This window comes from Rathayibacter sp. PhB127, assembly GCF_003751665.1.
Lineage (GTDB): Bacteria > Actinomycetota > Actinomycetes > Actinomycetales > Microbacteriaceae > Rathayibacter > Rathayibacter festucae.
In genome coordinates, this window is record NZ_RKHW01000005.1 from 216,639 (window position 1) to 240,366 (window position 23,728).

Here is a 23,728-nt window from a genome sequence, read left to right on the forward strand (position 1 = left end):
AGCCGGGCAGCCGGTCAGCGGGTCCAGTCGGGCTCGGGGCTCTGCTGCTGCAGCTCGGCGGCGCGGGCGCGGGTGAGGTGGACGGAGTCGCGGACGCGGGTGGGCATCGGCACGAGGTGCTCGCCGGGCTCGCGGTCGTCGTCGAGGAGGAGGCGGACGGCGAGGGCGCCCATCTCCTCGAAGGGCGCGGCGGCGGTGGTGAGCATCGGGTGCAGGTACACCGCGATGTCGTCGTCGTCGAACGAGACCACCGAGACGTCGCGCCCCACCTGGAGACCGGCCTCACCGAGCGCGCGGTAGGCGCCGAACGAGAGCCGGTCGTTCAGGCAGATCAGGGCGTGCGGCGTGACGCCTGCGGCGAGCAGGTCGCGGACCGCCTCGTAGCCGGCCTTCACCGACCACGGCAGGCAGGGCAGCTGGGCGATCGGGCGGACACCGTGCGCGCCCAGCGACTCCCAGATGCCCTCGAGCCGGCGCTGCACGGCCAGGCTGAGCCACTCGTCGTCGGGCTGGTCGACGGAGCGGCCGACGATCACGACGCCCTCGGAGTGTCCGGCGTCGAGGAGCAGATCGACGACGTCGACCGCTCCCGCGCGCTCGTCGGCCAGCACGGCATCGGGCCGCGGACCGCCCGGGGAGCCCTCGGGATCGTCGGCGACGGCGTTCAGCATCACCACGGGCGTTCCGCCCACGCGGGCCGGCAGACGGAGGGCGTGCGGCCGGGTCGCGGCGTAGATGATGCCGTCGACCTGACGGTCGGTGAGGGCGTCGACGGCCTCGTCGAGGGCATCCGCCTCACCCTCGGTCTCGGCGATGAAGAGCACGTGGTTCTGCCGCTTCGCCTCGCGCAGCGCCCCGCGGATGAGGCCGCTCGCGAGCCGGTCGACGGTGACCTGCTCCGAGATGAAGCCGATGATCCGCGACTTCCGCGTGCTCAGCGCCCGGGCGGTGAGGTTCGGCCGGTAGCCGAGCTCGTCGGCCGCGGCGCGCACCCGCTTCGCGGCGTCCTCGGACAGGCGCGTGCCCTGCCGGTCGTTCAGCACGAGAGAGACGGCGGTCGTCGAGACGCCGGCCTTCCGCGCGACGTCGGCCATCGTCACTCGCTGCCGCGCCATCGCGCCCCCTCCGCCGTTCCTGGTCGTCCCATCGTAGATCGATTCTGCTAAAGCGATTGACTTGGCGGGCTAAACCGCATAACTTCGCCAGTCAAGCGGTTTAGCACCGCTACTCGTTCAACGGAGAGGGATGCACATGCGGTCGACCATCGCCGAGGAGGCGCTCGGATGCTGACCCTCGAGGGCTCGTGGGTCTGGGACTTCTGGCTGGCCGACGACGGCGACGAGTTCCACGCCTTCTTCCTGCACGCACCGACCTCGCTCGGCGAGGAGGGCCGCCGCCACCGGGCCGCCCGCATCGGCCACGCCGTCTCCTCAAACCTCTCGTCCTGGACCGTGCTCGAAGGCTCGCCCTTCGCGCCGGGTCCCGCCGGCGCGTTCGACGAGACCGCCACCTGGACCGGGAGCGTCGTCCGCGGCGACGACGGGCTGTGGCGGATGTTCTACACCGGCTCGCGCTTCCTCCACCCCGAGCCGCTCGTCGCGAACATCGAGACCATCGGCGTGGCCGTGTCCGCCGACCTGCGCAGCTGGGAGAAGCAGCCCGGCCCGGTCGTCGTCGCCGATCCGCGCTGGTACGAGACCTGGGGCACCTCCGAGTGGAAGGAGGAGGCCTGGCGCGACCCGTGGGTCTTCCGCGACCCGAGTGGCGACGGCTGGCACATGCTCGTCACGGCGCGCTCCACGGAGGGGCCGCTCGACGACCGCGGAGTGATCGGCCACGCCGTCTCGCCCGACCTCGTCAGCTGGGAGGTGCGCCCGCCGCTCTCGCGCCCGGGTGCCGGATTCGCGCACCTGGAGGTCCCGCAGGTCGAGCTCGTCGACGGCCGCTGGCTGCTGCTCTTCTCCTCGACGGAGGACTCGATGACGCCGTCCCACGCCCTCGCCCACCCGCGAGCGGGCACCTGGGCGGTCGAGGTGAACGATCCGACCCGGTGCTACGACCTCTCCGGCGCACGACCCCTGACGAAGGACTCGCTCTACTCGGGCCGCGTCATCCGCGATCGCGCGGGTCGCTGGCAGTTCCTCGCGTTCCGCACCGCCGACGAGAACGGCGTCTTCCTCGGCGGAATCGTCGACCCGATCGCCCTCGGCTCGGCCGAGCTCACCGACGCCGCGCTCTAGCGGCCCCCGATCTCGTCGGGACCCGCAGGCGCGTCCCGGCCGTCACCACTCAGCCTGCACCGCGCATCCAAGGACGGATGCGATCACACAGCACCAAGGAGAATCATGAGAAAGACACGCACCATCCGTCGCGGCGCCCTGGTCGCCGTCGCGGTCGCCACGGCGATCGCCACGATGACCGGCTGCTCGGCCGGAGGCGGTGGCGGCACGGACGCCGCCGCCGGCGACGGCACGGGAGAGATCAACGTCTGGGCGCACCAGGGTCAGGACAGCGAGAACGCCGCTCTGCAGGCCGCGGTCGACGGCTTCAACAGCTCGCAGGACGAGGTGACCGCGAAGCTGCGGATCATCTCCGGCGACACGTACACCACCACGGTCACGAGCACGCCGAAGGACCAGCTTCCCGACGTGCTCGAGATCGACGGGCCGACGCTCGCGAGCTTCGTCTACAACGACAAGATCACCCCGATCAGCGACTTCGTCGACCAGGCGACCATCGACAACGCCACCCCCGGCTCCATCGCCGAGGGCACCTCGGACGATGAGCTCTACGCGCTGGCGATGTTCGACTCCGCGATGGGCCTCTACGGGAACAAGACCCTGCTCGACGCCTCGGGGATCAGCGTGCCCACCTCGTTCGACACGGCCTGGACGGCCGATGAGTTCTCGGCCGCGCTGAAGACGCTCGCCGCGGCGAACCCGTCCGGCAAGTCCATCGACCTCAACGAGGCCAGCCTGTCGGGGGAGTGGGGCACCTACGGCTTCGCGCCCCTCATCCAGTCCGCGGGCGGCAACCTGATCTATGACGGCAAGGCCGCCGGCGCCGTGGACTCGGACGCCAGCGTGCAGGCGCTGACCGACTTCGCGTCCTGGAAGGACTACTCCGACCCCAACTCCGACGGAAACGCGTTCGTCGACGGCCGGGTCGCGGTCGCCTGGGGCGGGCACTGGAACTACCCGACCTTCTCCGAGGCGCTCGGCGAGAACCTCGTCGCCCTGCCGCTGCCGGACTTCGGCGACGGCGCCAAGGCCGGCGCCGGCTCCTGGACCTGGGGCATCGGCTCCGGCACGAAGAACGGCGACGCGGCCGGAGCGTTCCTGGACTACCTCCTGAACGACCAGAACGTCGGCGCGATGACCACCGCCAACGGCGCCCCGCCCGCGACGAAGACCGCCTTCGCCGCCGACGCCCTCTACCAGGACGGCGGCGGGCTGGCCCTCTGGGGCCAGCAGCTCGCGAACGCCTGCGCAGCGGACGCGATCACGGACGACTGCATCGCCGTCTACCGCCCCGTCACCGCCGGCTACCCGACGATCACCGCGAAGTTCTCCGGAGCCTTCGCCGCGGTCTGGGGCGGCGCGGATCCGAAGGAGTCCCTGACCGACGCGGCCACCGCGATCGACCAGAGCTTCGCGGACAACGACGACTACAAGTAGCCGATCCGGGCGGGCGCTCGCAGCCGGGCGCCCGCCCACCCCCTCCTGCCGTCCGGCACCGACGCCGACAATCGAAGGACTCCGACCGTGGCCTCACCCGTATCGACGCCGATGCGACCCGTCGCTCTCACCCGCGCCCGACCCCGCTTCCGCTGGAAGGACACCCGCGACGGCGCCCTCATGGCCGCCCCGGCGGTCCTCGGACTGATCGCCTTCGTCGCCGTCCCGTTCGTCGCGGCGATCGTGCTCTCGCTCTACAACGTCCAGGTCGACCAGTCCCGCCCCGCGAAGTTCTGGGGGCTCACCAACTACGTCCGGCTCTTCACGGATCCGGTGATCTCGGGGGCGTTCCTGCGCTCGCTGGTCAACAACCTCGTCTTCGCGATCGTCGTGATCCCGGTGCAGACCGGCCTGGCGCTGCTGCTGGCCGTGCTGCTGAACCGCAAGCTCGCCGGCGTGCGCTTCTTCCGCACCTTCTTCTTCATGCCGGTCGTCTTCCCGATGGCCCTCGTCGCGGTCGTCTGGCGGCTCATCCTCGATCGCAGCAGCGACGGGCTGCTGAACTCCTCCGTCACCTTCCTCACCGGCGGGCTCGTCCCGGCGCACGACTGGCTCGGCTCGTCGGCGACCGCGCTCGGCTCGGTGATCCTGCTCTCGATCTGGCAGGGTGTCGGCTTCCAGATGGTGATCCTGCTCGCCGCGCTGCAGGAGATCCCAGAGGAGCGCTACGAGGCGGCCCGGCTCGACCGCGCGAACGGCTGGCAGCAGTTCGTCCACATCACGGTCCCGGGCATCCGCAACACGCTGATCTTCGTCACGCTGCTGACGACGATCCTGGCGTTCCGCGTCTACGACCAGGTCTTCATCCTGATCCGCACCGCCGGCGCCAACGAGGAGGGCACCCAGACCCTGCTCTACAACGCGACCCAGGCGATCTACAGCGAGAGCAACCTCGGGCGGGCGTCCGCCATCTCGGTGGTCCTCTTCCTGATCATCGTCGTCATCACCCTGATCCAGCGTCGGGTCCTCCGCCAAGGGAGCGAGAGTTGAGCACAGCATCGGGGCGCCGCACCGCCCGCACTGTCCGCACCGCGCGCACGGCGCGCACCGTCCGCGACTACGTCGTGATGATCGCCGCCGCGGCGCTCATGTTCGCGCCGATCTACTACCTCCTGATCGGCAGCCTCAAGCCGTCCGCGGAGGTGCTCGACGGCTTCGCCGGCTTCCTGCCGACGAACCTCTCCTTCGACAACTACGCCAGCGTCTTCACGGCGCTGAGCTCGGACGCGACCGGCCACTTCTGGCAGTTCTTCGCCAACTCGTTCGTAATCTCGCTCGTGATCGTCGTGGCGGGGCTCGTCGTCAACTCTCTGGCGGGCTACGCCTTCGCCCGGCTGGAGTGGGTGGGCCGCGACAAGGTGTTCCTGCTGATCGTGCTGCTCGTCATCGTGCCGTTCGAGTCGGTCGCGATCCCGCTGATGTCCCTGCTGCAGGGGCAGCGCGACACCCTCCTCGTGCAGATGATCCCGTTCATCGCCAACGCGTTCTCGGTCTTCCTCTTCTACACGTTCTTCCTCAACGTGCCCAAGAGCATGGAGGAGGCGGCCCGGCTCGACGGCCTCGGCGCCTGGGGGACCTTCGTGCGCGTCGTCGTGCCGAACTCGCGCCCGGTCTTCGCGACCGTCGCGATCCTGACCTTCCTCTCCTCCTGGGGCCAGTACCTCTGGCCCTCGCTGGTCACCTCGGATCCCGCCGCCCGGCCGCTGCCGCTCGAGATGAGCGTGTTCTCGGCGCAGGTCCCGCCCGACTGGGGGCAGACCTTCGCCTTCGGCACCCTGCTCGTGCTGCCGGTGCTGATCGTGTTCCTGATCTTCCAGCGCTACTTCGTGCAGTCGGTCGCGGGCTCGGCCGTGAAGGGCTGACCGGCTCGCCTCGACGTCGTCAATAGTGAGTACACTCAGTAATGAGTGCGCTCGCCACATCCGGCCGGGCCGCCGATCTTCTCCAGGAGTCCCCGTGCGCGCGTTCGTGATCGACAGGTACAAGCAGCCTCTGCACGAGACCGACGTCCCCGAGCCGGTCATCGGTCCGCGCGACGTCCTCGTGAGGGTGGCGGCCGCGGGGCTGAACCAGCTCGACGAGAAGATCCGCCTCGGCGAGTTCACGGCGATCCTCCCGTACACGACGCCGCTCGTCCTCGGCCACGACGTCGCCGGGACCGTCCTGCGCATCGGGTCGGCGGTCAGCGGCTTCGCCGTCGGCGACACGGTCTACGCCCGCCCCCGCGACCACCGCATCGGGACCTTCGCCGAGCGCATCGCGATCGACGAGGCCGACGTGGCCCTGGCCCCGTCCTCGATCGGCCTCACCGAGGCGGCCTCACTCCCGCTGGTGGCGCTGACCGCCTGGCAGGCGCTCGTCGTGAAGGGGAAGGTCGGTCCCGGATCGAAGGTCCTCATCCACGCCGGCTCCGGCGGAGTCGGCACCGTCGCGATCCAGCTGGCCAAGCACCTCGGCGCCTTCGTCGCGACCACCGCGTCGGCGGCCCAGTCCGGCTTCCTCCACGACCTCGGCGCCGACCTGGTCATCGACTACCGCAGCCGGGACTTCGAGAAGGAGGTCTCCGGCTACGACGTCGTCCTCGACAGCCTCGGCGGCGAGAACCTCGCGAAGTCGCTGCGCGTGCTGGCTCCGGGTGGCCGGGCCGTGGGCATCTCCGGCCCGCCCGACCCCGCCTTCGCGAAGAAGAAGGGGCTGAACCCCGTCCTCCGCCTCGCGATCGCCGCCCTCAGCCTCGGGGTCCGCCGCCGCGCCCGCTCGCTGGGCGTCCACTACGAGTTCCTCTTCATGGAGTCGAGCGGCGAGCAGCTGACCCGCATCGCCGAGCTCGTCGACGCCGGCGCGATCCGCCCGGTCGTCGGTGCCACCTTCCCCTTCCACGAGACGCCCGCCGCACTCGCCTCGCTCGGAGCCTCCCGCGCCCGCGGCAAGACCGTCGTCCTCGGTCTCTGACCGCTCCTCCCGCCCGCCGGCCCCTGAAGGAGTAGACACCATGAGCACCGCCGATCCCGTCATCACCTCGTACGCGCTCGCCCCCGCGAGGAGCGTCACCACCCAGGGCAAGACCTTCGCCTACCGCGAGCTGGGTCCGGAGGAGGGCGTCCCCGTCGTCTTCTTCGGGCACCTCGCCGCGAATCTCGACAACTGGGACCCGCGCATCGTCGACGCGATCGCGGCGCGGCGGCACGTGATCGCCTTCGACCAGCAGGGCGTCGGAGCCTCCGGAGGCACGGTGCCGGGCACGATCGAGGAGGCCGCCGACGACGCGTACCTCTTCCTCCGGGGCCTCGGTCTCGAGAAGATCGACGTCTTCTCGTTCTCGATGGGCGGGATGATCGCGCAGGACCTCGTCGTGAAGCACCCCGAGCTCGTCCGCAGGCTCGTGCTCACCGGCACCGGGCCCCGCGGCGGGAAGGACATGGACAAGGTGGTCGGGGTCACCTACTTCGACCTCGTCCGCTCCGTCCTCACCCGCTCGGACATCAAGGAGTTCCTCTTCTTTCCCCGCGACGCCGCCGGCAGGAAGGCCGCGAAGCAGTTTGTGAGCCGACTGAAGGAGCGCACCATCGACCGCGACGACGCGGTCAGCACCAAGGCCTTCACGACCCAGCTGAAGGCGATCCAGCGCTTCGGCCGCTCCGCGCCGTCGGACCTGTCCGTCATCACGCAGCCGACCCTGATCGCCAACGGCGACCACGACCGCAAGGTGCCGTCGGTCCTGTCCGAGGATCTGCACCGGCGCATCGCGGGGTCCGAGCTGATCCTCTACCCGAACTCGGGGCACGGCGGGATCTTCCAGTACTGGCAGCGGTTCGCCCCGGTCGCCGCGGAGTTCCTGCGGCCCTGACGGGCGGCCGGCTCGGCGCTCAGCCCGGCAGGATCGCCGCGAGCTGAGCGCGGATCGCGGCGAGGAGCACCGCGACGTCGGGCTCGTCGCCGGCCGCCATCGTGACGAAGACGACGGCGGAGACGACGCCGGCCAGGGTCGCCGCCCCCGGGGCCCGGTGGTGCTCGAGGATCTCGGCGATCGCCTCCTCGCTCCGCCCGACGATCGAGCGGGCCTCGGCGTGGTGCGGCTCGGCCGGGTCGCCGAAGACCATCTCGCGGAGGTAGACGCGGCCGTTGCCGACCTGGACGCGATTGCACGCCACGATCGGCGCGACCAGTGCGAGCACCGCGTCGAGAGCGGTTCCGGCGTCCGCGGCGGCGGCCCGCCCGCGCTCGAGGGCCTCGGCGTAGTGCGCGTTCTGCACGAGCAGCAGCAGCTCGCTCTTCGTCCTCGCGTAGAGGAAGAGGGTGCCGGTGCCGATGTCGGCGCGCTCGGCGATCTGCTGCGTGGTGACCTCGTCGACCCCGTGCTCGGCGAACAGCTCGCTCGCGGCCGCGGTGATGCGCTCCAGCTTGGCGAGCTTGTTCCGCTCGCGGCGCCCGGGCACCGCGGAGGGCAGTGCAGTCGACATCGGACCTCCCGGAGCTGAAGAACCGAGTGTACTCAGTTCTGCTGCGGCCTCGAGAGGTCGCGTGCCGCGGCTGCTCGACCAGCAGGGGAAGCCGCGTGCCGCGGCTGCTCGACCTGATCGGGCGGCGGGCGCCTCTGCAAGGGGGCCGCGCGCTCATGCTGATCGAGTAGGCCGCGGAGCGGCCGTATCGAGCGGAGGGGGCGCCTTCGGCGCCAGCGCAGGGCGGGGAAGAGACCGAGGTCGTTGGGGTGGGAGGGTCTCGATACGCCCCTACGGGGCTACTCGACCAGCATGTGCGCAGGCGTCTCTTCCAAGTAGATCCACCCGCGCTCGAAGAGAAGTCTGCAGGCCTGTCCTGCTGGTAACGGTGGGTCTCGATACGCCGCGTGCCGCGGCTACTCGACCAGCATGGGGGCCGCGCAGCGGGAGTATCGAGCGGAGGGGGCGCCTTCGGCGCCAGCGCAGGGCGGGGAAGAGACCGACGTCCTTGGGGTGGGAGGGTCTCGATACGCCCCTTCGGGCCTACTCGACCAGCATGACGGGGCACAGCCGCGTCCTTCTCCTCACCACCGAGACGCGAAGCGGCTTTGCCGCTCGATATGCCGCGTGCCGCGGCTGCTCGATCGGCAGCGCTCCTCGAGTGGACCCGGGACGGGGCCCAGCGAAGGCGCAGCGCCCGTTGCGCGTCCACTCGCGCGAGTCGGGGACGGCGAGTGGACGCGGACGGGGGTCCGCCCGATGCTCGAGGCCCACCGCGAGTCGATCGGAGGACTCCTGTTGATCGAGTAGGCCGCGGAGCGGCCGTATCGAGACGCACCTCGGTCGGAAGGGGAGTCTGCAGACCCGCCCCGCTGACGACGGCGGGTCTCGATACGCCCCTGCGGGGCTACTCGACCACCATGACGCGGCGCAGCCGTGTCCTCTCCCTCATCACCGAGACGCGGAGCGGCTTCGCCGCTCGAGACGCTGCGCCGCGGCTGATCCACCAGCGTGAGGGGGCTGCATGCGGCGGCCGTCAGGCGAGGGTGAGCGTGGTCACCCGGCTGGTCAGCGGGTGCTCCGCGGGCAGGACGAGCAGCTCCTCGGCGCCGGTCAGCCCGTCGCCGCGCGGGACGGTCGACCGGAACGACGGACGGCGCTGCTCCAGCTCGCCGACGAAGGCGCGGGTGATCGCGTCGGACTGGAACAGCCCTCCGATCGCGCAGACCGCCGGCGCGCTGTCCGTGTCGGCCCCCACGCGAGCGAGGCCAGCGGCCACTGCGAGGGCGAGCTCGGCGGCCCCGCGCCGGCAGATCTCCGCCGCCACCGCGTCGCCGTCCGCTTCGGCGTCGGTCACCCAGCGCGAGAACGAGGCCGTCCGCCGGATGTGTCCCGGATCGGCCTGGAGCTGGAGGTAGGCGTCCTCGACGTCGCCGAACTCCTCGCGGACGCGGTCGAGGAGGACGGTCGCCGGGCCGCGGCCGTCGTAGGAGCGCAGCGCGGCCGTCAGCGCCGCCCGCCCGAACCAGTAGCCGCTGCCGGCGTCGCCCATGATGTTGCCCCAGCCGTCGACCCGGGCGACGGAGCTCGCGCCGACCGCGAGGGTGACCACTCCGGTCCCGGCGGCGACGACCGCGCCCTGCTCGGCGCCGAGCGCCCCGAGGTAGGACGTCACGGAGTCGTGCGCGATCGAGACCGAGCGGACGCCCAGGTGCGACAGCGCGTGCAGATCGCGGAGGTCCTCCGTGCCGGCGAAGCCCGTCGCGCCGACGGCGACCGCATCGAGCGCTCCGACGTCGGCATGGACTCGGCGCACGACGTCGGCGAGCTGCGCCGCCACCGGGAGATCGGTGCGGATCCCCCGGTGACGGCTGAGGTCGAGCTCGATCCGCGGCCGCTCGGAGCCGCGCACCACGATCGCGCGCACCCCGCTCTGGCCGGCGTCGAGCGCGAGCCGCTGCATCACGACGCTCCTCCTGTCCTCGATCAGCGGGCGAAGCGGAGCGTCACGACCTGGAACGGCCGGAGGCCCAGGGTGACGGACGCGTCGCCCTGCTCGAAGGACCGGGCGCGCGGCATGTCGTCGCGCAGCGGCCGCTCGAGCAGGTCGACCTCGGTGACGGCCGAGAAGCCGAACGCTGTGGTCAGTGTCGCGCTCGAGCGGCTGCCCGCCGCCTCGTAGAGGCGCACGACGACGTCGCCCGAGCGGTCGTCGGCGAGCTTGACGCTCTCGATGTGCGCGGTCCCGCCGTCGAGGGCGACCAGCGACCAGGCCTGCGCGGTCGACTCGCCGTCGGCCGCGAGGCGCAGCGGCAGGTTCTGCTCGTAGCCGGAGACCACGACGTCCTCGATGCTCGCGCCGGGGTGCAGCGCGTAGTCGAAGCGGTGGTGGCCGAGGTCCTGCTCCGGGTCGGGAGAGCGGGCCGCGCGCACCAGACTGATGCGCACCTCCGTCTCGACCTCGCCCGTGACGCCGACGGTGCGGGTGATGTCGTGGCCGTAGCTGCCGGCATTGGTGAGGCCGACGCCGTAGCCGGGCTCCTCGACGTGCACCCAGCGGTGCGCCATGACCTCGAAGCGCGCGTCGTCCCACGAGGTGTTGGTGTGCGTGGGGCGGCGGACGTGCCCGTACTGGATCTCGGCGCTGTGGTGCTGCGCGTGCACGACCAGCGGGAAGGTCACCTTGAGCATCTTCTCGACCTCGGCCCAGTCGACCTCGGTGCGCAGGTGCACCCGCGGGTCGTCGGCGACGACCGAGACGAACTGCTCGACGCGCGAGGCTCCAAAGCTGCGGACGATGCGCACCGTGGCGCGGAGCGGCCCGGACTCGACGAGCTCGATCGACTCGGTCTCGACGAGATCGGTGCGGCTGTGCCGGTAGTGCGCATCGATGTCCCAGGCGTCCCACGCGTTCGGGAGGTCCTCGTGCAGCTGGAGGAGGTTGGCGGCGCGGCCCTCGGGCACGAGCTCGCGGTCGGCGACGAGGTCGCGGATCGAGGTGAGCAGTCCGCGCTCGTCGATCACGACGTCGACGAGGCCGTTCGAGAGGCGCGTCGCCGAGCCCTCGACGGGGTGGACGGGCTCCACCGCGACCAGCGGCGCGATGCCGCTGCCGGGCACCCGGACGAGGGCGCGAGCGGTGCCGTCAGCGGACTCGACGAGCCCGGTGCGCTCGTGGTCGGCCGTGTTCAGGACCGCGCCGGCGGGGGCGACGAGGGCGACCGCCGCCGTGATGAGGGCGTCGAGCTCCGCGGCGTTCGCGGCGTACTCCGCCTCGTTCTCCTGGTGCACCCAGGCGATCGAGGAGCCGGGCAGGATGTCGTGGAACTGCTGCAGGAGGGTCGCCTGCCACAGCCGGTCGAGCGCCGCGTAGGGGTACTCGGCCCCGGCCTGCACGGCCGCGGCGGCCCACCAGAGCTCGGCCTCGCGGAGGCGGTGCTCGGCCACGCGGTTGCCGCGCTTCTCGCGGGCGTGCGAGGTGAAGGTGCCGCGGTGCAGCTCGAGGTAGAGCTCGCCGACCCAGACGGGGGCGTCGGGGTACTCGGCCTGCGCGCGGGCGAAGAACTCGTCGGGGTGCTCGATGACGACCTTGGGCGAGCCCTCGAGCGACTCGACGCGGCGCTGGCGCTCCATCATCTCGCGGATGGGTCCGCCGCCGCCGTCGCCGTAGCCGAACGGGACGAGCGAGGTGGTCGCGCGGCCCTTCTCGCGGAACTGGCGCACCGCGTGGTGCAGCTCCTCGCCCTCGAGGGTCGCGTTGTAGGTGTCGATCGGCGGGAAGTGCGTGAAGATCCGGGAGCCGTCGATGCCCTCCCACCAGAAGGTGTGGTGCGGGAAGGTGTTGGTCTGGTTCCAGGACAGCTTCTGCGTGAGGAACCACTCGAGGCCGGCGAGGAGCGCGATCTGCGGGAACGCGGCGGTGTAGCCGAAGGAGTCCGGCAGCCAGACGCCCTTCGTCTCGACGTCGAGCTCATCGTGGAAGAAGCGCATGCCCTGGGTGATCTGGCGCACCATCGCCTCGCCGCCGGGTAGGTTGCCGTCGGGCTCGACCCACTGCGAGCCGACCGGGATCCAGGTGCCGTCGGCGATCGCCGCCTTGATCCCCTCCCAGACGCTCGGGTAGCGCTCCTTGACCCACGCGTACTGCTGGGCCGAGGAGCAGGCGAAGCGGAGCTCGGGGTAGTCCTTCGCGAGCTCGAGGACGTTCGAGAAGGTGCGGCCGGTCTTGCGCTTGGTCTCGCGGATCGGCCAGAGCCAGGCGCTGTCGATGTGCGCGTGGCCGATGCCGCTGAGCACGTGGGCGGAGGGGTTCGCGGGGCTCGCGAGCACCTCGGCGAGCTCGGCGCGCGCGGCCGCGGCGGTGCCGACGATGTCGTCCAGGCGCAGCACGTCGAGCGAGCGCTCGAGCGCACGGAGGACCTCGTGCCGGCGCGGATCGGTCTCGGCCAGCTCCTTCACCAGCTGGTAGAGCACCTCGATGTCGAAGCGCAGCGCCCAGACCTCGGGCTCAAAGACCGCGAGCTGCGCGGTGCGGAAGCGGTAGATCGGCGTCTGCGGCGCGGTCCTCTTGTCGCCGAAGGCCGTCGGGACGAACTCGTTCACCAGGATGTCCGGGTTCGCCGCCGCCTCGACGAAGAAGTGCACGGGCTCGCCGCCCACCGCGTCCTCGGCGATCCGCACGTACATGTTGCGCGGGTGGATGCCCTTGACGGGGACGCCGTCGGGCGTGAAGACCAGGCACTCCGCCTGGTTGCCGGGCCAGTCGCCCTGGAAGCCCGGGTCGAGCACGAGCTCGACGGTGCGGCCCGCCCACTCGGCGGGGACCTCTCCGGTGACCTCGAACCACCAGGTCGACCAGGCGCGCCCCCACGGCTGCTCGAGCGCGAAGGGCGTGTACTCGGCGGCGAGAGCCTCGGCGGCGGGGACGGGCTCGTCGGGGACGGTCCATGAGCGCAGTGACACGGGGGTCGTCGCGGAGTAGACGGCGGGGACGATGCGCTCGGTCAGGACGCGGGCGATGCGCTCCTCGACGAGCTTCTGGTTCTGGTGCACGACGGATTCCTCGGGATCGGTTCGGGGAGGGTGTGGGGGAGGGGCGACTCAGCGCAGGTACGCGAGCTCGCCGAAGGTCGCGGTCGCGTCCTCGAGCAGGGCCCGCGCGATGCCGACGGAGTCGATCAGCGGGTGGTGGGCGAGCGCCCGGACGGCGGCCGCGCGCGAGCCGCTGAGTGCGGCCTCGATCGTCTGCCGCTCGACGTATTTGACGCTCGTGACGAGCCCGCGGCCGAAGTCGGGGATGCTCGACCCGGGCACGGGGTGCGCGCCCGTCGCGTCGACGATGCACGGCACCTCGACGACGGCCTCGTCGTCGAGCAGATCGAGCACGCCGCGGTTGGGCACGTTGAGGATCAGCCGGGCGCTCTGGTCGTGCGCGATGCCGCGCATCAGGGCGATGGCGACGTCCTCGTAGCCGCCCGACACCAGGTCGTCCTCGTCGCGCTCGCCCATGCCGACGGACTGCCGGTTCGAGGCCATGTAGGTCTGCTCGCGGTCGTGCCGGCAGGCCTCCCAGAGCGCGAGCGGGCTGTGGGCGGAGTGCGCGGCCTCGGCGTAGAAGCGCCCCTGCTGCTCCACCAGGTAGCCGCCGCGCGAGCGCGGGGCGAGCTGGTCGGCGTGCAGGACCTCGCGGGTGAAGGAGTAGTAGTGCAGGTACTCGTTGGGCAGCACTCCGAGGGTCCGGATCCAGTCCGCCCCGAAGAGGCGGCCCTCCTCGAACGACTCGAGGCGCTCGGGCTGCTCGAGCAGCTCCGGGAGGCGGTCGACGCCGTCGACGACCAGGCTGCGGACCCAGCCGAGGTGGTTCAGCCCCGCGTACTCGATCCGGGCCTCAGCCGACTGCACGCCGAGGGCGCCCAGCGCGCGCCGGGCGAGCCCGATCGGCGAGTCGCAGATCCCGATGACCCGGTCGCCGAGCACCTGCGACATCGCCTCGGTGACCACACCCGCCGGGTTGGTGAAGTTGATGACCCAGGCCTCCGGGGCCAGCCGCTTGATCGTCTCGGCCAGGCGCATCACCACGGGCAATGTGCGCAGCGCGTAGGAGATGCCGCCGTAGCCGACCGTCTCCTGGCCGATCACGCCGTGCGAGAGCCCGATGCGCTCGTCGCTCCAGCGGCCGGTCATCCCGCCGACGCGGATGGCCGAGAAGACGAAGTCGGCGCCGGGCAGCGCCTCCTCGAGGTCGGTGTGGATCGACACGACCGGGGCGTCCGCGTGCGGCGCGCTCTGCTCGGCGAGGATCCGCGCCGTGACCTCGAGCTTCGAGCGGTCGGTGTCGACCAGCGCGACCGAGGTGACCCGGCCGGGCTCGTGGTCGCGCACCAGGGCGGAGAAGACGAGGGGGACGCGGAAGCCGCCTCCACCGAGTAGGACCAGTTTCATGCGACGGTGACCTCCACACCCTGGGCGGCGAGGGCGGCGGCGGTCGTCGCCGGCGGCACCTCGTCCGTGATGACGCCGGTCAGGGAGGAGACGGGCGCGATGCGCGCGATTCCCAGACCGGGGAACTTGCTGGAATCGGCCAGCACCGTCGCCCGGTCGCAGGCGTCCATCATCGCCCGCTTGATCGGGACCTGGGCGATCGTGGTGTCGCGCAGGTCGCCGTTGTCGGCGATGCCGCTCACTCCGAGGAGCGCGTGGTCGGCGTGCACCGAGCGCAGGCACTCGGTCGTGAGATGGCCAGAGACCGAGCGGTAGACCGGGTCGTAATCGCCCGGGAGCAGGATGAGGTGCACCTCGCGGTCGTCGCGCAGGGTCTCATAGACGGCCAGGCTCGGCGTGATGATCGTCACCCTGCGGTGGTGCAGCATCCGCGCCACCTGGAGCGTGGTCGTGCCGATGTCGAGGATGAGCGACTGCCCGTCCTCCACTCCCGCCACCACGTGCGCCGCGATCCGCTCCTTCGCGTCGCGGTTGACGGGCTCGACGTCAGCGAACGGCGCGTCGGCGTCGAGCACGACGGCGCCGCCGTGGGTGCGGCGGAGCAGCCCCGCCTCGTCGAGCCGCTGCAGGTCGCGGCGCATCGTGGCGATGCTCGTCTTCGCGGCGTCCGCGAGCTCGGCGACCGACGCGGCTCGAGCGGCGCGGAGGTGGTCGAGGATGGCGAGATCTCTGGTGTCCTTCATCGCCACGACCCTAGCGCTCAAAATCGCTCAATCGCAAATGTTTTCCAAGCAGAAGTCTTCATTTACCGATCATGCCGTGCTAGAAACTCCTCACACCGTCGTGCACTGTCGCGGCCTGCCTCGCACACCGCGTCGCAGGATCCGCACCATCGAGAGGATTCCGGATGATCGACAGCCGTCCTGAGACCGGTCTTCTGACCGTGGGCCAGCTGTTCCTCGATCTCGTCTACGCGGCGCTGCCCGAGGCGCCCACTCCCGGCCGGGAGATCTGGACGCCCGACTTCGGCATCACTCCCGGCGGCATCGCGAACTTCGCGATCGTCGGAGCGCGGCTCGGGTTCCCGACTCGCGTCGTCGCCGCGGTGGGGACGGACCGGCAGAGCGCCCTGTGCCTCGACCTGCTCGCCGCGGAGGGCATCGACCTCGGCGGCGCCGTGGAGGTCGACGGCTGGTCGCTTCCCGTGACGGCGTCGCTCGGTTGGGCGGGCGATCGAGCGCTGGTGACCGGCGGGACACCCGCTCCGCTGACCGCCGACGAGCTGCTCTCCGCCGGACCGCCCCGCGCGGCGCTCGCGACTGCGCACCTCGAGCCCGGCGGCTCGCGCTGGCTCTCCGTCGCCTCCACGGCCGGTACCCGCGTCTTCGGCGACGTCGGCTGGGACGAGAGTGGCGTCTGGGACACCGCGATCCTCGCCCAGCTCTCCGACTGCTACGCCTTCCTTCCCAACGATCTCGAGGCGATGGCCTACACCCGTGCCGACGATGCGCGAGCGGCCGCGTGCTCGCTGGCCGAGCGGGTCGAGCTGAGCGTGGTGACGATGGGCGCCGAGGGCGTGATCGCCGTCGACTCCGGCGCCGGCGAGGAGGTCGTCCGCCCCACCGTGCGGATCCGTGCGGTCGACTCCACCGGGGCGGGCGACGTCTTCGGCGCCGCCCTCGCCGTCGCGACGACGGCCCCGTGGTCGCTCGCCGAGCGGGTCGACTTCGCCTGCCTGGTCGCTGCCGTCACCGTCTCCCGCCCCGGCGGAGCCTCCGCCGCACCCCGGCTCGACGAGCTCCTGCCCTGGCTCGCCGTCCACCCGGACGCCGCGGCACCCGGCCGCTACGACTTCCTGCGCGACGCACTCGCGCAGGGGAAGCCCCACCCCTTCACCCCCACGCTCGCCGCCCTGCCGACCCCCCACGATTGAGAGCCAGAATGATCCAGCCCACCCGTCGCACGATGCTTCGCGTCGGACTCGTCTCTGCCGCCGCCCTCGCCATGCCCTCCTTCCTCGCCGGCTGCTCGACCGGAGGCTCCGCCTCGGCCGGGACTGCGATCTGGATCTGGCCCGGCGGACTGAGCGACACCGTGACCGCCTCGGCCGTCACGAAGTTCCCCGACGCCGGCATCGACGTCTCGGTGATCGGCGGCGACTTCAAGCAGAAGCTCGTCACCACCTTCACCGGACGCTCCGGCCTGCCCGCCGTCACCGGCGTCAAGGGGGAGGACATGCCCTACTTCCTTCAGCAGGCCGATCTCTTCACGGACCTGAAGCCCCTCGTCTCGGCCGATCTGCTCGCGCAGTTCCCGGACTGGAAGCTTGCCGAGGCGACGACGCCCGACGGCAAGCTCCTCGGACTCCCGATCGATATCGGCCCGACCGCGATGTACTACCGCTCCGACGTCCTCGCGGCGGCCGGCCTGCCCTCCGAGCCGGCCGACGTCGCGGCGGCGACCGCCACCTGGGACGACTACTTCGCGTTCGGTGAGAAGCTGAAGGCCGCGAACGGCGCCTTCATCGAGGTCTCGCTCGGCGACGTCTTCAGCAAGTCGATGTTCCAGAGCCCGACGAAGTTCGTCGACGAGGACGGCGCGTTCCTCGGCGAGAGCGAGCCGGTCAAGCAGGCCTGGGCCCGCGCCGTCGACGCGCACCAGCGCGGACTCTCGGCCGGCCTCCAGGACGGCAGCCCCGACTGGGCCGCCGCCATCACGGAGGGATCGCTGCCGACCCTGCTCGGCGCGGCCTGGTATCAGGCCGACATCAAGGGCGCCGCCGCGGGGACCTCCGGATCGTGGCGCGTCGCCCCGATGCCCGGCGGCCCGGCGAACATCGGCGGCTCGTTCCTGACGATCCCCGCCGGCACCGAGGACTCCGCCGGCGCCCTCGAGGTGATCGAGTTCCTCCTCGAACCGGAGAACCAGGCGATCTCGTACACCGAGACCGGAGCCTTCCCCTCCTCGACCGCCGCGTTCGATCAGCCCGCCCTCACCAGCGGCGACGCGTTCTTCGGCGGCCAGACGACCGTCGACGTCTTCGCCCAGGCCACCGACTCGATGCCCACGACCTACACCGGTCCCTTCGACAACCAGGTCTCCGCTCCTTACTACACGGAGCTCACCAACATCGAGTCGCAGGACAAGGATCCCGAGGCCGCGTGGAACGACGCCGTCGCCGCGGCGAAGTCCGCCCTGGAGAGCGCCGCGTGACCCAGGCAGGCCTGGCGGCGGGCGCGCCCGTCCGGCCGGCGCGCCCCCGCCGCCGCGGGAAGAAGGTGTGGCCGTACTACGTCGCCATCTCGCCGTTCTTCCTGCTCTTCCTCGCCTTCGGGCTCTACCCGATGGTGTACTCGCTGCTGCTGTCGTTCCAGGACTGGAACGGCCTCGGCACGGCCGAGTGGGTCGGCGCCGACAACTTCACCCGGCTGCTCTCGGACGCCACCTTCTGGCTGTCGATCCGCAACACGCTCGTGATCTTCCTGCTCTCGACCGTGCCGATGCTCTTCTTCGCCATCCTCGTCGCGGCGATGCTCAACTCCGCGGTGAAGTTCACGACGGTGTACCGCATCGCCTACTTCGTCCCGAACATCACCTCGGTCGTCGCCATGGCGGTGCTGTTCGGCTCGATCTTCGGCGACCGCTTCGGCCTCGCGAACGCGGCGCTGCAGGGGATCGGGCTGCCGGCGGTCGGCTGGCTGTCGACGCCGTTCGGCATCCAGATCACGGTCGCGATCCTGATCACCTACCAGTGGACCGGCTACAACGCGATCATCTTCCTCGCCGGCATGCAGTCGATCGGCAGCGAGGTCTACGAGGCCGCGAAGATCGACGGCGCCGGAGCGATCCGCAGCTTCTTCTCGATCACCCTGCCGCTGCTGCGGCCGACGATCATCTTCGTGGTCGTGGTCTCGACGATCACCGGACTGCAGAGCTTCACCGAGGCCCAGGTGCTGACCTCGTCCTCGAGCATCACGAACCCGAACAGCGGCGGAGCGGGCCAGGGCGGACTCACGACGGTCCTGTACTTCTACCAGCAGGCCTTCAACTACAACCGCTTCGGCTACGGAGCGGCGATCGCCTGGGCGATCTTCCTCCTCGTCGTCATCATCACCGTGCTGAGCTGGCGCGGGGCCGCGGGTCGCGGCGAGAAGGGATCCCGCTCATGAGCGCACTCGCCGAGAACCCCGGCCGCGTCCGCACCGCGGACGCCGCCCCCTCCCGCCGGGCTCGCGACCAGGAGGCGGGCACCCGCCGGCGCCGCCCGACCCCGCCGTCGCGGGTCGTGCTGCACGTGCTGCTGGGGGCGGGAGCGGTCGTCTCGCTGTTCCCCCTCTACTGGCTGGTCGTGATGGCGAGCAACTCGACGAGCGACATCTACAAGTCGCCGCCGGTGCTCGTCCCCGGGACGCAGCTGCTCGCGAACATCCAGAAGGTCTTCACGACCATCGACTTCGGCGGCTCGCTGCTGAACACCGTCGTGGTCGCGATCTCGGTGACCGCGCTCGTGCTGTTCTTCGACTCGCTCGCAGCCTTCACCTTCGCGAAGTTCGACTTCCCCTTCCGCCGTCTGCTCTTCGGAGTGCTGCTCGGCACGTTCATGCTGCCGATGCAGCTCGCGGTGATCCCGCAGTTCATCACGATGATCAACCTCGGCTGGGTCGGCCAGCTGCAGGCCCTGATCGTGCCGGCGGCCGCCAACGCGTTCGGCATCTTCTGGCTGCGCCAGTACATCCTCTCGAGCGTCCCCGACGAGCTGCTCGACGCCTCCGTCATCGACGGGGCGGGCTTCTTCCGGCAGTACCTCACCGTCTGCCTCCCGCTGATCCGGCCGGGGCTCGGCTTCCTCGGCGTCTACACCTTCATCGCCGCCTGGAACGACTACCTCTGGCCCCTGATCGTGCTGAACAACCCCAACACCCTGACCCTGCAGGTCGCGATGAGCCAGCTCAACACCGCGCACGGGCAGGACTACGGGATGGTGATGGCCGGGGCGCTGCTCTCGGTGGTTCCGCTGCTGTTCGTCTTCCTCCTCGGCGCGAAGCAGTTCATCGGCGACATCGCGAAGGGGGCGCTGAAGTGACGGCGCTGCTCGAGCGGGCGCTCGTCCCGCGCTCGGCAGGCACCCTGCTGCACGCGAGCGACGCGGCGTCGGTCGGGCGGGTCGCGGCCGCGATCGTCACCGAGTTCGTGCGCGCGAACCCCCGCGGCGTGCTCGGCGTCGCCACCGGCTCCTCGCCCGAGCCCGTCTACGAGCAGCTCGCGCGGGCCCGGGCCGACGGGCTGCGGACCGAGGGCCTCACCCTCGTCGCCCTCGACGAGTACGTCGGGCTCGACGAGAGCGACCCCCGGGGCTACCGCGCCTACGTCCTCGAGCGGATCGCCGGGCCCCTCGGCATCGACCCGGCCCGGGTCCTCGTCCCCGAGACGGCCCGGCTCGGCGCCGAGGACGCAGCGCGCGAGCACGAGCGCCGCCTCGTCGAGCTCGGCGGAGCGGGCCTGCAGCTCGCCGGTATCGGCTCCAACGGACACCTCGGCTTCAACGAGCCCGGGGCGCCGCTGAACGGCCGGACCCGGGTCGTCGAGCTCGCCGCCTCGACCCGCCGCGACAACGCGCGCTACTTCGGCGGCGACCCCGACCGGGTGCCGAGCCGCGCGGTCACCCAGGGGATCGGCACGATCCTGGACGCCGGCCACGTCCTCCTCCTCGCCCGCGGGGCCGGCAAGGCCGGCGCCCTCCGGGCCGCCCTGACCGGAGCGGTCGATCCGCGACTGCCCGCCTCCGCCCTGCAGCGCCACCCGCGCGTGAGCGTCGTCGCCGACCACGCCGCCCTCGGCCGCCCCCTCGAGAACTGAGACCCCGCACCGCCATGCCCCACCTCGGCACCACCGCCCCCGGCTCCTCCTCCCGCCTCGCCCCGCGCTCCTGGCTGCACTCGGACGCCCCGGCGCTCTCGCTCGACGGCGACTGGGCGTTCCGGCTCCTGCCGGGCGACCCCGGGGACGGCGTCGCAGCGCCGCCCTCCTTCGCCGATCCCTCGACGAGCACCGACGGCTGGCAGTCGCTCCGAGTCCCCTCGCACTGGGCGCTCGAGGGCCACGGGCGGCCGGTGTACACGAACATCCGCTATCCCTTCCCCGTCGATCCACCGCACGTCCCCGACGAGAACCCGACCGGCGACCACCGCCGGACCTTCGCGCTCCCGGCCGCTTTCGACGGCGCCGCCCGGGTGCTCCTGCGCTTCGACGGAGTCGAATCGCTGGCGACCGTGTGGCTGAACGGTACGGAGATCGGCTGGTTCACCGGCAGCCGGCTGGCGACCGAGTTCGACGTCACCGAGCACCTCGTCCCCGGCGAGAACGTCCTCGCCGTGCGCGTGCACCAGTTCTCGGCCGCCAGCTACCTCGAGGACCAGGACCAGTGGTGGCTCGCCGGGATCTTCCGCTCGGTGACCCTGCTCGCCCGTCCCGCCCTCGCCCTCGATGACGTCGACATCACCGCCTCCTACGACGAGATCGGCGGCGGCGAGCTGGCCGTCGTGCCGACCGGCGCGTTCCCGATCACGATCCGCGTCCCGGAGCTCGGGATCCACGAGGTCTGGGCGACCGCGGAGGATGTCGCTCCTCTCGCCGTCCCGAGTGTCGAGGCGTGGTCGGCCGAGTCGCCGCGGCTCTACGACGCCACCGTCGCCTCCCCGGAGGAGACCGTCACCCTGCGCCTGGGCTTCCGCAGCGTCCGCATCGAGGGCGATCGCCTGCTCGCGAACGGCCGCCCGCTCGTCTTCCGCGGCGTCAACCGCCACGAGTCCCACCCCGACCGCGGGCGCGTGCACGACGCCGCCGCGACCCGCGCCGACCTCGAGCTGATGAAGCGCCACGGCATCACCGCGATCCGGACCGCGCACCAGCCCCCGCACCCGTCCTTCCTCGACCTGGCCGACGAGCTGGGCTTCTGGGTCGTCCTCGAGTGCGATCTCGAGACGCACGGCTTCTGGGAGGTCTCCTGGGCGGGCAACCCGTCCGACGACCCGGCCTGGCGCGACGCGTTCCTCGACCGCGTGCAGCGGACCGTCGAGCGGGACAAGAACCACCCCAGCGTGGTCGTCTGGTCGCTCGGCAACGAGGCGGGGACGGGCCGCAACCTCGCGGCGATGGCCGCCTGGGTGCACGAGCGCGACCGCACGCGGCCGGTCCACTACGAGGGCGACTACGAGGGCGCCTACACGGACCTCTACTCGCGGATGTATCCGACGCTCGAGGAGATCCACTCCGTCTGCGGCACCCAGACCATGCCGGTGCACGAGATCGGCCCCGCGGCCGGCGCCCGGCAGCGGTCGAAGCCCTTCATCATGTGCGAGTACGGGCACGCGATGGGCAACGGGCCGGGGGCGCTGGCCGACTACGAGGACCTCGTCGACCGGTACCCGCGCCATCACGGCGGCTTCATCTGGGAGTGGCGCGACCACGGCCTGCGCACCCGGACCGCCGACGGCACCGAGTTCTTCGGCTACGGCGGCGACTTCGGCGAGGCGCTGCACGACGGGATCTTCATCATGGACGGCCTCGTCCTCTCCGACGGGACGCCGACACCGGCCCTCGCCGAGTTCGCTGCGGTCGCCGCCGAGGTCGCGCTCGCGATCGACCCCGCTCTGCGAACCCTCGAGATCCGCAACCGCAGGCACACCCTCGACACTGCCGATCTGGCGTTCGAGTGGACGCTCGAGGACGACGGCCGCCCCGTCGCCCGCGGCGTCGTCGAGGCGGTACCCGTCGCCGCCGGAGGAGTCGCGCACGTCCCGCTGCTGCTCCCGACGCCACCGCTCACGGGCGCCGAGCGCTGGCTGACCGTACGGGCGACGCGCCGCGCGGCGACCGCGTGGTCGGCGGCGGGACATGTCGTCGCCACCGCGCAGGCGTCCGTGGCGCGCCGAAGCACCTGCCCGCGACCGAGGACCGACCGCCTCCGCAGGACGGCGGAGGGAGCGGCTCTCGGCAGCGCCCGCTTCGCCGCGGACGGAGCACTGATCGCACTCGCCGCCCTGCCGATGGCCGGCCCGCGTCTCGAGCTGTGGCGCGCGCCCACCGAGAACGACCGGCTCGACGGCCAGGGCTCGTACGAGGTCGCCGATCCGGCGCTGACGAACGGGCGGGGAGCGGAGGATGTGCCTCCTTCCGCCGACCGGTGGCGGGAGCGCGGGCTGGACCGCCTCCGCCACCGCACCCTCTCGGTCGAGTTCGGCGAGCGCGGACTCGTCCGCCGGTTGCGCAGCATGGCCGCCGGCACCGGCATCGGCGTGGAGACCCGGCTGGAGTGGACCCTGGTCGACACCGGGCTCCTGCTCCGGGCCGACATCGTGCCCTTCGGAGTCTGGGACTGCACCTGGCCCCGCGTCGGGCTGCGCTTCGACCTGCCCGGCTCGCTCGCCGACGGCTCGGTGGAGTGGTTCGGCACCGGTCCCGCCGAGTCCTACCCCGACTCGCGCGCGGCGGCCCGGGTCGGCCGGTACACGTCCGCAGTCGATGCGCTCGAGGTCGCCTACGCCCGCCCACAGGAGTCCGGCCACCGCTCCGACCTGCGCTCGCTCGAGCTCGGGCCGCTCAGCGTGACGGCCCTCCCCGATGCGCAGGGCCGCCGTCCGGGCTTCCAGCTCTCGCGCCACACCCCGCAGCAGCGGGGCTCCGTAGCGCACCCGCACGAGCTGCCGCCCTCCGACAGCCTGCACCTCTTCCTCGACGCCGCCCAGCACGGCCTCGGCTCGCGCGCCTGCGGCCCGGACGTCCTGCCGAAGGACGCACTCTGGCCGGGAGCGCACCGCCTGACGCTCGTCCTCGGGTGACCGGCGCACTCCTGCTGATCGAGTAGCCCGCGGAGCGGGCGTATCGAGCGGAGGGGGCGCCTCCGGCGCCACCGCGGGGCGGGGAGGAATCCGACGTTCATGCGGTGGCGGGTCTCGATACGCCCCTTCGGGGCTACTCGACCAGCATGTGTGCGGGCGTCTCTTCCAAGGAGAGCCACACCCGCCAGGAGTGGAGTCTGCAGACCTGCCCTGCTGGTGACGGCGGGTCTCGATACGCCAGTGCGGGGCTACTCGACCACCTTGACGCGGCGCA

The 23,728-nt window shown here is 71.6% G+C and carries 18 protein-coding genes; 12 read left to right on the forward strand and 6 right to left on the reverse strand.

All coding sequences use genetic code 11. The features are described from left to right. Positions 1–14: 14 nt before the first annotated feature. Positions 15–1,115 carry a LacI family DNA-binding transcriptional regulator gene (locus tag EDF22_RS19155; protein ID WP_123706410.1) on the reverse strand — a complete coding sequence of 367 codons (1,101 nt, stop codon included), beginning with the start codon at positions 1,113–1,115 and terminating at the stop codon, positions 15–17. A 168-nt stretch (positions 1,116–1,283) separates the two neighbouring features. On the opposite strand from EDF22_RS19155, the gene EDF22_RS19160 reads away from it, so the two are divergent. The 6 genes from EDF22_RS19160 (at position 1,284) to EDF22_RS19185 (ending at position 7,584) form a co-directional block, all read left to right on the forward strand. Next, positions 1,284–2,240, forward strand: coding sequence for a glycosyl hydrolase family 32 (locus tag EDF22_RS19160; protein ID WP_123706411.1), 957 nt, complete (start codon positions 1,284–1,286; stop codon positions 2,238–2,240). 105 nt (positions 2,241–2,345) lie between these two features. Continuing rightward, on the forward strand, positions 2,346–3,677 hold the full coding sequence (locus tag EDF22_RS19165; protein WP_221180977.1) for an extracellular solute-binding protein: 1,332 nt from the start codon (positions 2,346–2,348) through the stop codon (positions 3,675–3,677). 87 nt (positions 3,678–3,764) lie between these two features. After that, the gene (locus EDF22_RS19170; RefSeq protein ID WP_243839986.1) at positions 3,765–4,727 is read left to right on the forward strand and encodes a carbohydrate ABC transporter permease; all 963 of its coding nucleotides are present in this window, start codon (positions 3,765–3,767) and stop codon (positions 4,725–4,727) included. Next, the gene (locus EDF22_RS19175) at positions 4,724–5,599 is read left to right on the forward strand and encodes a carbohydrate ABC transporter permease (protein ID WP_166674115.1); all 876 of its coding nucleotides are present in this window, start codon (positions 4,724–4,726) and stop codon (positions 5,597–5,599) included. Before EDF22_RS19170 ends, EDF22_RS19175 begins: the two co-directional genes overlap by 4 nt. A gap of 94 nt (positions 5,600–5,693) precedes the next feature. After that, the gene (locus tag EDF22_RS19180; RefSeq protein WP_123706412.1) at positions 5,694–6,689 is read left to right on the forward strand and encodes an NADP-dependent oxidoreductase; all 996 of its coding nucleotides are present in this window, start codon (positions 5,694–5,696) and stop codon (positions 6,687–6,689) included. 40 nt (positions 6,690–6,729) lie between these two features. Continuing rightward, positions 6,730–7,584 (forward strand): alpha/beta fold hydrolase, encoded by an 855-nt coding sequence (locus EDF22_RS19185; protein WP_123706413.1) that lies wholly within the window; start codon positions 6,730–6,732, stop codon positions 7,582–7,584. Positions 7,585–7,603: 19 nt separating this feature from the next. Here EDF22_RS19185 and EDF22_RS19190 read toward each other — a convergent pair whose 3' ends face one another. The 5 genes from EDF22_RS19190 to EDF22_RS19210 form a co-directional block, all read right to left on the reverse strand. Then, positions 7,604–8,197 (reverse strand): TetR/AcrR family transcriptional regulator, encoded by a 594-nt coding sequence (locus EDF22_RS19190; RefSeq protein ID WP_123706414.1) that lies wholly within the window; start codon positions 8,195–8,197, stop codon positions 7,604–7,606. Positions 8,198–9,212: 1,015 nt separating this feature from the next. Further along, the gene (locus EDF22_RS19195; RefSeq protein ID WP_123706415.1) at positions 9,213–10,139 is read right to left on the reverse strand and encodes an N-acetylglucosamine kinase; all 927 of its coding nucleotides are present in this window, start codon (positions 10,137–10,139) and stop codon (positions 9,213–9,215) included. A 23-nt stretch (positions 10,140–10,162) separates the two neighbouring features. Then, positions 10,163–13,228 carry a glycoside hydrolase family 38 C-terminal domain-containing protein gene (locus EDF22_RS19200; RefSeq protein ID WP_123706416.1) on the reverse strand — a complete coding sequence of 1,022 codons (3,066 nt, stop codon included), beginning with the start codon at positions 13,226–13,228 and terminating at the stop codon, positions 10,163–10,165. Between the two features lie 48 nt (positions 13,229–13,276). Then, positions 13,277–14,617: a 6-phospho-beta-glucosidase gene (locus EDF22_RS19205; protein ID WP_123706417.1), complete on the reverse strand. Its 1,341-nt coding sequence runs from the start codon at positions 14,615–14,617 to the stop codon at positions 13,277–13,279. Further along, positions 14,614–15,360: a DeoR/GlpR family DNA-binding transcription regulator gene (locus tag EDF22_RS19210; RefSeq protein WP_123706522.1), complete on the reverse strand. Its 747-nt coding sequence runs from the start codon at positions 15,358–15,360 to the stop codon at positions 14,614–14,616. Before EDF22_RS19210 ends, EDF22_RS19205 begins: the two co-directional genes overlap by 4 nt. Positions 15,361–15,524: 164 nt before the next feature. On the opposite strand from EDF22_RS19210, the gene EDF22_RS19215 reads away from it, so the two are divergent. The 6 genes from EDF22_RS19215 to EDF22_RS19240 are packed head-to-tail and all read left to right on the forward strand — an operon-like array spanning position 15,525 to position 23,454. Continuing rightward, positions 15,525–16,550, forward strand: coding sequence for a carbohydrate kinase family protein (locus tag EDF22_RS19215; protein WP_123706418.1), 1,026 nt, complete (start codon positions 15,525–15,527; stop codon positions 16,548–16,550). An 8-nt stretch (positions 16,551–16,558) separates the two neighbouring features. Further along, positions 16,559–17,830: an ABC transporter substrate-binding protein gene (locus tag EDF22_RS19220; protein ID WP_123706419.1), complete on the forward strand. Its 1,272-nt coding sequence runs from the start codon at positions 16,559–16,561 to the stop codon at positions 17,828–17,830. Beyond that, a complete protein-coding gene (locus EDF22_RS19225; protein ID WP_123706420.1) occupies positions 17,827–18,786 on the forward strand; it encodes a carbohydrate ABC transporter permease in 960 nt (319 codons plus the stop codon). Before EDF22_RS19220 ends, EDF22_RS19225 begins: the two co-directional genes overlap by 4 nt. After that, the gene (locus tag EDF22_RS19230; RefSeq protein ID WP_123706421.1) at positions 18,783–19,700 is read left to right on the forward strand and encodes a carbohydrate ABC transporter permease; all 918 of its coding nucleotides are present in this window, start codon (positions 18,783–18,785) and stop codon (positions 19,698–19,700) included. Before EDF22_RS19225 ends, EDF22_RS19230 begins: the two co-directional genes overlap by 4 nt. Beyond that, on the forward strand, positions 19,697–20,473 hold the full coding sequence (locus EDF22_RS19235) for a glucosamine-6-phosphate deaminase (RefSeq protein WP_260303570.1): 777 nt from the start codon (positions 19,697–19,699) through the stop codon (positions 20,471–20,473). The genes EDF22_RS19230 and EDF22_RS19235 overlap by 4 nt, the downstream gene beginning before the upstream one ends. 14 nt (positions 20,474–20,487) lie before the next feature. Beyond that, positions 20,488–23,454, forward strand: a complete 2,967-nt coding sequence (locus EDF22_RS19240) for a glycoside hydrolase family 2 TIM barrel-domain containing protein (RefSeq protein WP_123706422.1) — start codon at positions 20,488–20,490, stop codon at positions 23,452–23,454. The last annotated feature ends 274 nt before the right edge of the window (positions 23,455–23,728 follow it).

Excerpts from the sequence above, each read along its gene's own strand:
- EDF22_RS19230 (WP_123706421.1), top strand. The coding sequence starts at position 18,783 with ATGAGCGCACTCGCCGAGAACCCCGGCCGCGTCCGCACCGCGGACGCC.
- EDF22_RS19195 (WP_123706415.1), bottom strand. The coding sequence starts at position 10,139 with ATGCAGCGGCTCGCGCTCGACGCCGGCCAGAGCGGGGTGCGCGCGATC.
- EDF22_RS19190 (WP_123706414.1), bottom strand. The coding sequence starts at position 8,197 with ATGTCGACTGCACTGCCCTCCGCGGTGCCCGGGCGCCGCGAGCGGAAC.
- EDF22_RS19165 (WP_221180977.1), top strand. The coding sequence starts at position 2,346 with ATGAGAAAGACACGCACCATCCGTCGCGGCGCCCTGGTCGCCGTCGCG.
- EDF22_RS19210 (WP_123706522.1), bottom strand. The coding sequence starts at position 15,360 with ATGAAGGACACCAGAGATCTCGCCATCCTCGACCACCTCCGCGCCGCT.
- EDF22_RS19185 (WP_123706413.1), top strand. The coding sequence starts at position 6,730 with ATGAGCACCGCCGATCCCGTCATCACCTCGTACGCGCTCGCCCCCGCG.
- EDF22_RS19220 (WP_123706419.1), top strand. The coding sequence starts at position 16,559 with ATGATCCAGCCCACCCGTCGCACGATGCTTCGCGTCGGACTCGTCTCT.
- EDF22_RS19240 (WP_123706422.1), top strand. The coding sequence starts at position 20,488 with ATGCCCCACCTCGGCACCACCGCCCCCGGCTCCTCCTCCCGCCTCGCC.
- EDF22_RS19160 (WP_123706411.1), top strand. The coding sequence starts at position 1,284 with ATGCTGACCCTCGAGGGCTCGTGGGTCTGGGACTTCTGGCTGGCCGAC.
- EDF22_RS19155 (WP_123706410.1), bottom strand. The coding sequence starts at position 1,115 with ATGGCGCGGCAGCGAGTGACGATGGCCGACGTCGCGCGGAAGGCCGGC.
- EDF22_RS19205 (WP_123706417.1), bottom strand. The coding sequence starts at position 14,617 with ATGAAACTGGTCCTACTCGGTGGAGGCGGCTTCCGCGTCCCCCTCGTC.
- EDF22_RS19215 (WP_123706418.1), top strand. The coding sequence starts at position 15,525 with ATGATCGACAGCCGTCCTGAGACCGGTCTTCTGACCGTGGGCCAGCTG.